A 13,004-nucleotide genomic window follows, 5' to 3' on the forward strand; every position below is an offset into this window, starting at 1 on the left:
CCTGGTCGGAACCTCTGCGGGTCTTCACCAATACAACAGGGCAAGCAATGATTTTACGCAATTGCCCCAGTTTCCTGCCTATTATCATTATGCTGCGCTTCTGGAAGATCCTAAAGGAACACTCTGGGCGGCTACTTTACGGGATGGACTGTATTTTTATAATCCTTCTACCAGAAAAACCGGTTATTATAAAAATGACCCGAAGGACGAAAACAGCCTGAGCAGTAATTCCATTAATGGTTTGTTCCTCGATCATATGGACAGGCTCTGGGTAAGTACAGAAAACGGCTTGTGCAGGCTGGATGAAAAAAAGGGAAAATTCAGCGTATACGAAAAGAAAGATGGGTTTCCCAGCAATGTATTTTATAATATATTGGAAGATCAGAAGCATCTTCTATGGATCAGTACTTCAAAAGGTTTGGTTTGCTTTAATCCATCAACAGGCAGTACGAAATCCTATACCAATGCCAACGGTTTGCTGGGTGACCAGTTTAATTATAGTTCGGGTTTTAAAGACAGCAACGGACGGATGTATTTTGGAAGTTTAAAGGGTTTTATCCGCTTTGATCCAAACTGTTTTATTCAAAACAATTTTACACCACCGGTATACATCACCAACTTCCAGGTGTTCAACCAGGACCTGCCTATTCATAAAGAAAACTCTCCGCTGAGCAAGTCTATTAATTTTACTAAAGAGGTCACGCTTAAGTATGAACAGTCTACCTTTAATATTGATTTTTCTGCATTAAGTTATACTGCTCCGGAGATGACGGAGTATCGTTATAAAATGGAGGGTATGGATAAGAAATGGACACATTTGAAAAACAATCAGAAAGTCTATTTCACAAAACTGCTGCCCGGATCTTATGAATTTATGGTCCAGGCTTCTTCCGATGGAGGACGATGGGATAGTCAAATAACGGTATTGAAAATAAGGGTACTGCCGCCATTCTGGGCCAGCAACTGGGCATTTGCTTTTTATATTGTTCTTTTAACGGGGATGGTTTATTATCTGGTGAGGAATTATCATCAAAGGACAGAAGCGAGGAATAGACAAAAATTTGAAGCACTGGAGGTGGAGAAGGAGAAAGAGGTGTACCGGGCCAAGATAGAATTTTTTACTTACCTGACCCATGAGATCAGAACTCCGCTTACCCTGATCAAGGGCCCTCTGGAAGATGTAATGAAACAATCCGGGCATCAGTCTGGCATACAGGGAAGCCTGCTCACGATGGAGAAAAACACCAACCGGCTTCTGGAATTGACGAATCAGCTGCTGGATTTCAGAAAGACGGAACAGAAGGGATTTAGTCTGAATTTTGTATTGGTTAACATTTCAGAATTGCTGGAACAGAATTATCTGCAGTTCCAGGGAACGGCCGTATTGAAGGGTATTTCCTTTGCCATAGATCTTCCGGGAGAAATACTTTTTGCATATGCTGATCCTGAGGCGCTCAATAAAATTTTAAGTAATTTATTGGACAATGCTGTAAAGTATGCCGCTAAAAAAGTACTGATCCGCCTTCGTCCAACCGGGAAGGATTTCAGGATTGAAATCAAGAATGACGGGCACTTGATTCCTGAGCGTTTGCGTGAAAAGATATTTGAACCTTTTTTCAGAATAGGCAATAAGAATAATGGGACAGGTATTGGCCTGCCGCTGGCCCGGTCGCTGGCCTTACTTCATGAAGGTCATTTGGATATGGAGTTCAGCGATGAACAGATGAATACTTTTGTGCTGGAACTCCCGCTTCATCACCATAAAGAATTTATTATTGAGAAAGTGCAGTCTCTGCCTGAAAATGATAGCCCAAATGAAGGGAATCAGGAAGGCGGACCCACACGGGCTACCTTGTTATTGGTGGAAGACAACAAGGATGTACGGACGTTTATTGCAGGTGTGCTTGCCAGGGATTACCAGGTATTGCAGGCTGCTGATGGAGATAAAGCACAGGATATGATGGAGGATGCCAATATTCAACTGGTGATCAGTGATGTGGTAATGCCGGGTATGGATGGATTTGAATTGTGCCGCAGGATAAAGGAAAACGCTGATTATACCCATACGCCCGTTATTCTGCTCACTGCACGTAATGATCTGCATTCCAGGATAGAAGGATTGGAGTCGGGAGCTGATGCTTATATTGAAAAACCATTTTCTCCTGAACATCTCTTGTCACAAGTTCATAACCTGCTGTCGGCCAGAGAGAAGATGAGAAATCATTATGCCAGTTCGCCGGTGGCTCACCTGCATTGTCTGGCCAATAACCAGAACGATAAGCTCTTTCTGGATAAACTCGACGAAGTGATCAACAAACATATGGCTGGAAACTTGTTTGATGTAGATCATTTGGCGGAGGCCATGAACATGAGCCGTCCAACTCTATACCGGAAAATAAAATCCATTTCCAATTTAAGTCCTCATGCTTTAATTAATATCAGCCGATTAAAAAGAGGAGCGGCGCTGTTGGTGGAGAGTGATTATAAAATCTACAAAATTGCAACAATGATTGGTTTTAATTCCCAGGCCCAGTTTACCAGAAGTTTTCAGAAACAGTTTGGAATTACACCAAAGAAATACGCAAATTCAAAAAAATAGGAAGTTTTTGATGGTGTAAAGCGTTTGATCATCAATATTTTGTATGCTTTATTGATTTTGAATTGAATTATTTTTTTATTAAATTTAATATCAAATTTCAGGCATATGAAGACAGTTCAACAGTTACTCAGTACCAAATCAGCAGAAGTTTATTCAGTTCCTGCAGAAATTTCTGTGTTAGATGCGCTCAAAGTCATGATGGAAAAGAACATCAGTGCCTTGCTTATCTTGGATGGACAAAAACTTCAGGGCATTTTTACTGAACGCGATTATGCCAGAAAGATCATTCTGCACGGAAAGTCTTCACAGGATACCTTGATTTCTGAGGTGATGACCTCTGATCCGGTTACTGTAAAATACCAGGACTCTATAGAATCCTGCATGCAGACTATGACCGACAGGCACATCAGGCATTTGCCTGTGGTGCATGAAGGCTTGATTGCGGGTATGGTATCCATCGGGGATGTCGTGAAGTTCATTATTGAAGATCAGAAACATACCATCAACGCTTTGGAAAGTTATATCAACAGCTAAAAAGGAGCAAAAGCTTCTGGTCAAATGCCAATATAATTGAATGACTGGCGTATATTGTTTAAAAATCATAAAGGGGAAGTCCTTTCTTTGAGATTTAAACTGTATTTTTCATGTGGAGCATTCGCCGTAGATTACTAATTGTTTTTTTATGCATCAGTCCGTGTGGGGCTGTTCATGCGCAGGGATTGAACTGGAATGAAGTAGAACCTGGTGTGTGGAAGGGGGTAGCTGGAAAACCTGAAGCTTATGACCTGATCAAAGCCTCCGGAGCAACCGCTAATGCAAGCGCGCTTTCTAAACTTCCCTCAGTGAATTTTCCTCTGGCCAAAGAAGCCATTCATACTCAAATCATAGACGGAAAGACGTATTTGCGTTTTCCTCTGGAAAAAGGGGAGCAGATTTATGGCCTTGGACTCAACTTCCAGACCATTCACCAGCGGGGAAAAGTGCTGCAATTGCATGTAGATCATTTTGGCGGTAAAGACAATGGTCGTACACATGCCCCGGTACCTTTTTATGTGTCTTCTAAAGGTTATGGGGTTTTTATCAATACGGCCCGTTATATCAATATGTATGTTGGTTCTGCGGTGCGTAAGGACAGTGAAACGCCTGCTGCACCGAAAGACCGAAATACAGATAAGAGCTGGTCTTCCCGGCCTTATTCTGATGCGGTAGAAATCCTGGTGGCTGCCGAGGGATTGGAATTTTTTGTTTTTACCGGACCAAAGCCTATAGACGCCATTAAGCGTTATAACCTCTTTATGGGAGGAGGACCATTGCCTCCAAGATGGGGCCTTGGATTTACGCAGCGTGTAAAAACACTTTCTACGGCTGCAGATGTAGAAAAGGAAGTCAGTGAATTTGAAAAGAATGGCTACCCGCTGGACTTTGTTGGCTTGGAACCCGGCTGGCAGAGTAAAGCTTATCCCTGCACCTTTGAATGGGATAAAGGACGTTATCCTGATCCTAAAACTTTTGTAAAGACTATGCTGGATAAAGGCGTGCGGATCAATTTGTGGACCAACCCTTATGTTTCGCCAGATGCGCCTTTTTATAAAAATATATTGCCTTATACCGGCTCCCATACGGTTTGGAATGGCGTAGTGCCTGATTTGCTGACGCCTCAAGCCAGAGATATTCTGTTTGGCCAGATGCAGCAAGATCAGGTTAGCCTCGGGGTAAGTGGCTATAAGATTGATGAGGTGGATGGTTATGACCATTACCTGTGGCCTGATGTAGCAACTTTTCCATCGGGAACGAGCGCCGAGCAAATGCGTCAAACCTACGGTGTGCTGATGCAGCGCTACAGTACAGAAATGTTTAGAAAACTCAATAAAAGAACTTATGGATTGGTGAGGGCTTCTAATGGCGGGGCCAATGCTTTTCCTTACGTGATCTATGATGATTATTACAATCATGAAGATTTCATTACAGCGCTGATCAACAGCGGATACTCCGGGGTATTGTGGACGCCGGAAGTGAGGGCCTCTAAAACACCAGAAGAATGGCTCCGGAGAATGCAGACCGTTGTTTTTTCGCCCATGGCGATGATTAATGCCTGGTCCAGCAGCACCAAACCCTGGTCCTTCCCGGAAGTGGCTGAGCAGGTAAAAGAAATGGCCCTGTTGAGAATGCAAATGTTGCCTTACTGGTATTCGGAGTTTGCAAAGTATCATTTTGAAGGCATGCCGCCTTTTAGGGGCATGTCATTAGAGGAGGGCTTCTCTACTGGAGTAGTGAAAGTAAAAGGGGATACCAACCTGGAAGAAAACCCTTATGCCGAAGCGGTGAGTAAGGAAATCAAGGACCAGTATATGGCTGGGGAAAGTTTATTGGTGGCACCTTTATTTACAGGGCAAACCGCCAGACAGGTTATTCTTCCTAAAGGAAAATGGTACGATTTCTTTACCGGTGCCTATGTTGGCAATGGTGAGGTGATTACGGTAACGCCGGGCTTGAATAAGATTCCGGTCTATGTGAAGGATGGGGCGGTGATTCCTATGATGCAGCCGAGGTTGCATGTGCCTGGGGCAAAGGAAAAAACGGACCTGGAAATCAGGTATTATGGAGAACAGCCTGGTCGTTATAAATTATATGACGATGACGGGGAAAGTTATGACTATGAAAAGGGACAATATTCTTTCCGGGAGATACGTGTAGAAAGACAAAAGGATGGCGGAATTAAAGGCCAGATTGCCGCTGCACAAAAGGGTATGCCAAATACCATTGGAAAAGTTACCTTTAAACAAATGACCAAATAGAGACCAAATAAAGAACAGGATGAAGAATATACACATCGCCATGCTTGCAGCGGGCTTGTTTATAGGAGGGGTGAATTCCTCAGATGCACAAAAAGTAAACGTAAAAAAGGCTTTTCAGCATGCTGAATTGCAAACAGACCTGATGCTGAAAGAACTGGAAGGGAACAAGAATACCAGTCTGGTGTCGCCAAGGACATTGGAAAAAGGGGAATTGAAGCTGGTGGCTTCGAAAGACTGGACCAGTGGTTTCTTTCCCGGGGTATTATGGTATTTGTATGAGAATGACCATTCTGCAAAGAGAATGGCAGAGGCGAAGCAGTTTACGGCATCTATAGAAAAGGAAAAAGATAACGGCACAACCCACGATATGGGCTTTAAAGTATATTGTAGTGTGGGAACAGGGTATCAGCTGACTAAGGATGCGCATTACAAAGAGGTGCTGATTGAATCTGCGAAAACGCTTTCTACGCGTTTTAATCCAAAAACCGGCGTGATCCGTTCCTGGGACCACAGCCGGGACAAATGGGTGAATCCAACCATTATCGATAATATGCTGAATCTGGAATTGTTATTTGAGGCGACAAGGCTGACCGGAGATTCTTCTTTTTACAAAATTGCGGTAAGTCATGCCAATACAACGATGAAAAATCATTTCCGGGCAGATTATAGTTCTTATCATGTAGTGGATTACGATCCGAATACCGGAGCAGTTTTGAAGAGAACAACACATCAGGGATATAGTGATGCATCTGCCTGGGCCAGGGGACAGGCCTGGGGTTTATATGGGTATACCATGTGCTACCGCTATACGCACAACCCGGCTTATTTGAAGCAGGCGGAACATATTGCGCATTATATTTTCAGCCATCCAAATATGCCGAAGGATTTGGTTCCGTACTGGGATTTTAATGCCCCTGGTATTCCGAATGAACCCAGGGATGCTTCTGCTGCTGCTGTGATTTCTTCTGCGCTGTACGAGCTTAGTGGTTATAGTAAGGCCAATAAGGTTGATTATCTGAAGAAAGCGGATAAGATTTTATACAGTTTAAGTACCGATTATGTTGCGCCTGCCGGGACGGCAAAGGGATTTATCTTACTGCACAGTACAGGGTCTAAACCTTCTAACAGTGAGGTTGATGTTCCTTTGTCTTATGGAGATTACTATTATCTGGAAGCACTGACCAGGAAAGCGAAATAGCTTCTTCGCAGAAATCCCATACCAGCTTCGCAAAACAAGTACTTTTTGCGAAGCCGTATCCACTTTGCCCCAAGGATGGTATGCAGCAGCTATTACTTCTTCCTTGCAGCCAATTGTGCTAAATACAGGGAGGAAGGGTTCAGATTCCGCTTGTTCTGACCTTCCCAGAATCCATCAGGTCTGTCGGTAAATCTGCCAGGGTACTTTTGACCCTGTAAACCAATGGCATAGTTTAAACCAGATACCCACGGACTTTGTACCGCGGCTCTTTTTGCTTTGCAATTCCATAGGATTTGGGTTACACCAGACCAGCCATGTCCGCTGCCGTAGTTACCACGGTCCTGGATGTCAATGTCTCCATCGGTATCGATATTATCATAAAGTGTACCTACTGCCCAGCGATGGTGAGGGCCGATATCGCTTTGTGACTGTCTGGTTTTGCCATTGAAAAAGACATTCGGGCCCAGGGTTTTTGCTCCGGTTACGTAGTCGTGTCTTCCATAGGTGGTTTCCATATTCATAAACAGGTTGAGCTGACCGTCATTGTTGAATGAATATCTGCGGCTGCCCGTAATGATCGATTTTGGGTCTAAACATCTGGAATCTCTTACAGTGATGTTTTTTGCCTGGCTTCCAAGGCTTACTGCTGCATATCCGAAATGGACAGCCGTAATATTCCTTACCCATCCGTTTTCGATGTTGTTGAAGTCTATTGCTATCCAGCCATGATCTTCATCGGTATCCCCCTGAAATTCTGACTCGAAATAGATGTTTTCAACGCCTGATTCGGAAATCCGGCCGCTAAAGGTGTAAGCGTAGACTTGAGCTGCGGTATATTTTGGATTGATCTCCATTACGACAGGGTTGTCCAGCCAAAGTTTGTCCCCTTCAATTTTGGTGATCTCGCGCTGAAAAGCCAGGTTATATTCTTCAGCCTGCCACTGCTTGGTGCCTTTTCTTGCTTCAATCTGATCCATTTTCAGATCTGAGATCCAGTTCTGGCTTCCTGGATAATACAAGATCACCTGATCGCCGGCATGAAATTGACTGGCATTCTGTACATTTACTGAAAAACTTCCGGTGCCCACATAGTTATTGGTTATATTGGTGCGTGTTTTTTCCACAGAAGCTGGTTTTCCCTGGCCGTTTATTTTCAATAAGGAACGTTGACCTTTACCGGTCGCAATGAGACGGGTACCTTCTTTTTGATCTCCTTCGCCGCGGAGCACAACGCCGCCTGCTTGCAGTTGCAGGGTACCGGGAATTTTATAAATCCCTCTTTTCAACAGAATAGCTCCTCTAATGCCATTTTTGTCGGGTTGAAGTTTTGATACTTCATCAATGGCCTGTTGTATGATCTGCTGGTCATTTGTGCCATCAGGCGCGATGGATTTGACTACTTTGACCTCAGGGATTTGGGTATTTCCGTGGTGGTAGCCCACATAGCTAAAGTCGGGGATCTGATTCCCTTTTTCATCGGGTGTATAGGTAAGGCTGCCATCACTTTTAATATGGACAAGTTTAGACTGCCATTGTGATTCTGTGGCTATTTTAAACGCACATGTACTTAGAAGTATGGTGAAAATCGCGGTATAAATGTTTAGGGATCTCATATATTTGGTTGTCTTGTTTTGGTCTTTAAGTTTAGTTTAAAAATAAAGCCAGATATTCAATTACAAAGGCAAATGATTCAATTATTTTGGCAGTGCTTTTGGAAGATGACTGACAATACAATTGAATAATAAGGCAATTCCGTAGAATAATGCCTGGGTTAATTTGGCTTTATTGCAATACTCATTACATTATTTAATTTGTAAATATGAATTCAGCATTTGTAAAACACTCTTTGATCGCTGTATCAATTTTAATTTCTTCAGCAGGGTTGGCACAAAATAAAACAGATTTGAAAAACTGGCCTAAAGGTTTTGACCCGAAGGAAGTGGGACAGCGGATAGCCGATCATTTTATAGCCACGCCACATACCAATTTTGGAAGGCCAGGGCCGCCAAAAGTCATTACCTATCCTGAAACCTGTACCTGGTACGGAGCACTTAAATTTGCAGGTGTGACGCAGAATAAGGTATTGCTGGGCCAGCTGGAAAAGAGATTTGAGCCATTGTTTGGGGAAGAAGCGAAGATGATTCCTGTGCCTGACCATGTAGATTATGCGGTGTTTGGTTCAGTACCTTTGCAATTATATATACAGACCAAACAGCAGAAATACCTCGATTTGGGTAAGGGAATTGCAGATAAACAATGGGGCGCTCCAGAGGGTCCGAGAGTTGTTGCTGAATCTCACGAGTTTTATAAAAAGGGATTGGCCTGGCAGACCCGAATGTGGATTGATGATATGTTTATGATCACTGCACTTCAAAATCAAGCTTTTCAGGCTACAGGTGAGCAAAAGTATCTGGACAGGGCAGCGAAAGAAATGGTGGTTTATCTGGATTCCCTGCAGAAGCCAAATGGTTTATTCTATCATGCGCCGACCGCACCGTTTTACTGGGGCAGGGGAAATGGCTGGATGGCTGCCGGAATGGCGGAGTTGTTGAGCTCCCTTCCTGCAAAACAAGCTGACAGAGCAAGAATTATGAAGGGCTATAAAGATATGATGGCTTCATTATTGAAATACCAGGCGCCAAATGGCATGTGGAGACAGTTGATTGATGATGCAGAATCCTGGGAAGAAAGTTCTTCTACAGGGATGTTTACTTATGCAATGATTACTGGTGTGAAAAAAGGCTGGCTGGATGCAAAGACCTATGCACCGGCAGCAAGAAAAGCATGGATAGCACTGGTGGGTTGTATTGATGTGAACGGGGATGTTCGTGATGTTTGCGAGGGTACCAATAAAAACACCAGCCGGCAGTTTTACCTTGACAGGAAAAAACTAACAGGCGATTTGCATGGTCAGGCTCCTGTATTGTGGTCTGCCACAGCATTATTGCAATAATATTTTTATACCCGTTTCTGGTTTACGAAATCGATTCATTTTGTTTAATCGCCATTTTTTCTGCTCTAAAAATGTCAATTTGCTTGAATGATTGGGTAAGATTTTACATAACCCGGGTTTATTTTTTAACTTCCTTTGATTTCAAATTATAACCTGATAACCACATGTCTAAGAACAAGTACCTGTTCCCATTTATTATGATTACCTCCCTGTTTTTTATGTGGGGCTTTGTTCATAATTTAGATCCAATTCTAATTCCGCATTTAAAAAGGTCTTTTAGTCTAAGTACTTTAGAAGCATCATTGGTTGACTCTGCTGTATTTATCGCTTACTTCGTTATGGCGCTTCCGGCAGGATTCATTATGAAAAAGTATGGTTATAAAACAGGGATCATTATAGGCTTAGCGCTGTTTGCTATAGGATCATTTTTATTTATACCGGCTGCAAATACGCAGGCTTATGTGTTCTTTTTAGGGGCATTATTTATTATTGCCTGTGGACTGACCATTCTGGAAACGGCCGCTAATCCATATGCATCATTGCTTGGTCCTCCCGAAACTGCAACTTTTCGTTTGAATTTTGCGCAGTCATTTAATGGGCTTGCGGCAATGACCGCTCCGATAATTGGTGCCAAAATTATTTTAATAAAAGGAATTTCAGATGCCGAATTGAGTAAGATGACTGCTTCTGCAAGGGAATTTGCTTTGGCATCAGAAGCTTCGTCAGTAAAAACGCCTTATTTAGTATTAGGAGGTATTATTCTTGTTATTGCCATCATCTTTGTTTTTCTGAAATTACCTGAAATTGTTGAAACACAAGAGCCTGGCGATAAAGCAGCCGACCATACATTAATGGATGCGCTTAAACACAAACACCTGAGGTGGGCTGTTCTTACGCAGTTTTTTTATGTAGGTGCTCAGGTTTGTGTGTTTAGCTTTTTTATACTATATGCTACCAAAGCTGCAGAAATTGATCAGCAAAAGGCAGCCGGCTATGCAGGTATTGGGATGGGACTAGCTTTTCTAACGGGGCGTGTACTTGGTACTTTCCTGATGAAATTTATAAAAGCAGAACGTTTATTAGCTATTTATGCAGTAGCCAGTATGGCGCTGTGTGTGGTGGCCATGGTATCTCACGGTACTGTAGCCCTATTTGCTGTTATTGGTATTGCATTCTTCATGTCCATCATGTTCCCAACTATCTTCTCTCTGGGGATCAAAGATCTTGGAAAGGACACAAAATTTGGAAGTAGTCTGATCATCATGTCCATCGTAGGTGGGGCATTATTGCCACCGGCAATGGGTTATATTACTGATTTGGCCGATATTCAAGTTGGCTATATAGTGCCGTTAATATGCTTTGCTGTGGTATTCCTATTCGGTATAACCGGACACAAGGTTGTTAAAAGAGCATAAGATAAAAACCGTAGAAAAATATATAAGATGAAAAGATATTGTTTAGCGCTTGATCTGGTAAATGATCCTGATCTGATCAAAGAATATGAAGTCATGCATCAGCAGGTATGGCCTGAAATCCAGGACAGTATTACCTCTGCAGGTATTGATGCCATGGAAATTTACAGATATGGCAATAGGCTGTTTATGATGATGGAAGTAAATGGTAAATTTAGCTTTGAAAAGAAAGGGGCAATGGATGCCTCGAACGAAAAGGTGCAGGAATGGGAAAAATTAATGTGGAAGTATCAGCAGGCTATACCGGGTTCTAAACCAGGTGAGAAATGGGTGATAATGGATAAAATATTTGAATTAAAAGCATAATGTCAGTAATAACTAATAAAAGTTTCTTGCAGATACATCCAGACGATAATGTGCTGGTAGCCTTGCAGGATTTGCCAAAAGGACAAAAAATTGAATGGAATAACTTAACGTTCAATTTACAGGATGATGTACATGCAAAGCATAAGTTCTTTATAACGGAAAGGGCAATTGGTGAGGATGTGTTAATGTATGGGGTTTTGGTTGGTAAAGCCACTACTTTTATTCCTCAGGGAGGACTGATGACGACCGAAAATGTTCATCATGCTTCTCAGGATTATGCCTACAGAGATGTAAATTATCAATGGCAGGCACCCGATGTATCAAAGTTCAAAAACAGAACATTCAACGGATATCACCGTGAGGATGGTAAAGTGGGAACAGCAAATTACTGGTTGTTTATTCCAACTGTTTTTTGTGAAAACAGAAATCTTGATGTCATAAAAGAATCGTTGTACAACACTTTGGGCTATAATGTAACTGATAAGTACAAACAATTTACAGACCAGTTGCTTACTGCCTATCAGGATGGCGAATCAATCGAATCTTTTGATGTAGCTGATATTGGTTCTGCACAGGTAACCAGAAACAGAGTATTCAAAAACGTTGATGGCATAAAATTCCTGAATCACCAGGGTGGCTGCGGGGGTACACGTCAGGATTCTGATTTATTAAGTAATTTATTAGCTGCTTATGCGGATCATCCAAATGTGGCCGGTATCACTGTGCTTAGCCTTGGTTGTCAGCACTTGCAAACTCAAAGTTTGTTAAATGACATTAAGGAGCGCAATCCTAACTTTAGCAAAAAAGTCTTAATTTTTGAACAGCAGCAAAGCCAAAGCGAAGAGCAACTGGTCAAAGATGCAATTCTTAAAACCTTCGCCGGTTTAACGGAGATCAATAAAATAGAAAGAAGCCCTGCTCCACTAAGTCAGCTTTGTGTTGGTGTTAAGTGTGGCGGTAGCGATGGCTTTAGTGGTATCTCTGCTAACCCGTCAGTTGGTTATACTTCTGATTTGTTAGTTGCCCTTGGTGCTAAGGTTCTGTTGGCAGAATTCCCGGAATTATGTGGAGCTGAGCAAAACATTATTGACAGATGTGTAGATAAACCTACCGCTGATAAGTTTATCAGACTTATGCAGGAATATGATGCGCAAGCCCATGCCGTGGGTTCAGGATTTCACATGAACCCATCACCGGGAAATATAAAAGATGGCTTAATTACGGACGCGATCAAAAGTACGGGAGCAGCTAAAAAGGCAGGTACTTCTCCAGTTGTAGATGTTTTGGATTATACAGAACCTGCAACTAAACCAGGCTTAAGCTTGGTATGCACTCCTGGAAATGATGTGGAAGCAACCACTGGAAAAGCTGCTAGTGGCGCCACATTAATCCTCTTTACTACAGGTTTAGGTACGCCAACAGGAAACCCTGTTTGTCCTGTTATTAAAATAGCGACAAATACAGCGCTTACCAATAGAATGGGTGATATTATTGATATCGATACCGGAGCAATTATTCGCGGTGAAAAAACCATTGAACAAATGGGCGAGGAGATTTTAGAGTATTGTATCAAAGCTGCCAGTGGCGAAATAACTCCTAAAGCAGTATTGTTAAATCAGGATGATTTCATCCCATGGAAAAGAGGAGTTTCATTATAAATTATATAGATCATGTTTAGTTT

The 13,004-nt window shown here is 42.4% G+C and carries 9 protein-coding genes; 8 read left to right on the plus strand and 1 reads right to left on the minus strand.

Going from position 1 to position 13,004, the window contains the following annotated elements; genetic code table 11:
• The 4 genes from VNZ46_RS25255 to VNZ46_RS25270 all read left to right on the plus strand — a co-directional run.
• On the plus strand, positions 1-2,599 hold a 2,599-nt coding region (locus tag VNZ46_RS25255), incomplete at its 5' end, for a hybrid sensor histidine kinase/response regulator transcription factor (protein WP_325563784.1).
• 105 nt (positions 2,600-2,704) lie between these two features.
• Positions 2,705-3,133 (plus strand): CBS domain-containing protein, encoded by a 429-nt coding sequence (locus VNZ46_RS25260; protein WP_325563786.1) that lies wholly within the window; start codon positions 2,705-2,707, stop codon positions 3,131-3,133.
• 110 nt (positions 3,134-3,243) lie between these two features.
• Positions 3,244-5,394, plus strand: a complete 2,151-nt coding sequence (locus tag VNZ46_RS25265) for a TIM-barrel domain-containing protein (RefSeq protein WP_325563788.1) — start codon at positions 3,244-3,246, stop codon at positions 5,392-5,394.
• A 19-nt stretch (positions 5,395-5,413) separates the two neighbouring features.
• A complete protein-coding gene (locus VNZ46_RS25270; protein ID WP_325563790.1) occupies positions 5,414-6,592 on the plus strand; it encodes a glycoside hydrolase family 88 protein in 1,179 nt (392 codons plus the stop codon).
• 92 nt (positions 6,593-6,684) lie between these two features.
• On the opposite strand, the gene VNZ46_RS25275 is transcribed toward VNZ46_RS25270, so the two are convergent.
• On the minus strand, positions 6,685-8,205 hold the full coding sequence (locus tag VNZ46_RS25275) for a hypothetical protein (RefSeq protein WP_325563792.1): 1,521 nt from the start codon (positions 8,203-8,205) through the stop codon (positions 6,685-6,687).
• Positions 8,206-8,411: 206 nt separating this feature from the next.
• Here VNZ46_RS25275 and VNZ46_RS25280 point away from each other — a divergent pair, with 206 nt between their 5' ends.
• From VNZ46_RS25280 to VNZ46_RS25295, 4 genes are all read left to right on the plus strand, one after another.
• Positions 8,412-9,545 carry a glycoside hydrolase family 88/105 protein gene (locus tag VNZ46_RS25280; RefSeq protein WP_325563794.1) on the plus strand — a complete coding sequence of 378 codons (1,134 nt, stop codon included), beginning with the start codon at positions 8,412-8,414 and terminating at the stop codon, positions 9,543-9,545.
• 164 nt (positions 9,546-9,709) lie between these two features.
• Positions 9,710-10,960 (plus strand): L-fucose:H+ symporter permease, encoded by a 1,251-nt coding sequence (gene fucP / locus VNZ46_RS25285; protein WP_325563796.1) that lies wholly within the window; start codon positions 9,710-9,712, stop codon positions 10,958-10,960.
• A gap of 27 nt (positions 10,961-10,987) precedes the next feature.
• Positions 10,988-11,323, plus strand: a complete 336-nt coding sequence (locus VNZ46_RS25290; protein ID WP_325563798.1) for an L-rhamnose mutarotase — start codon at positions 10,988-10,990, stop codon at positions 11,321-11,323.
• A complete protein-coding gene (locus VNZ46_RS25295) occupies positions 11,323-12,981 on the plus strand; it encodes an altronate dehydratase family protein (protein WP_325563799.1) in 1,659 nt (552 codons plus the stop codon). The genes VNZ46_RS25290 and VNZ46_RS25295 overlap by 1 nt, the downstream gene beginning before the upstream one ends.
• Positions 12,982-13,004: the final 23 nt, after the last annotated feature.

Source organism: Pedobacter sp. (assembly GCF_035566355.1).
Lineage (GTDB): Bacteria > Bacteroidota > Bacteroidia > Sphingobacteriales > Sphingobacteriaceae > Pedobacter.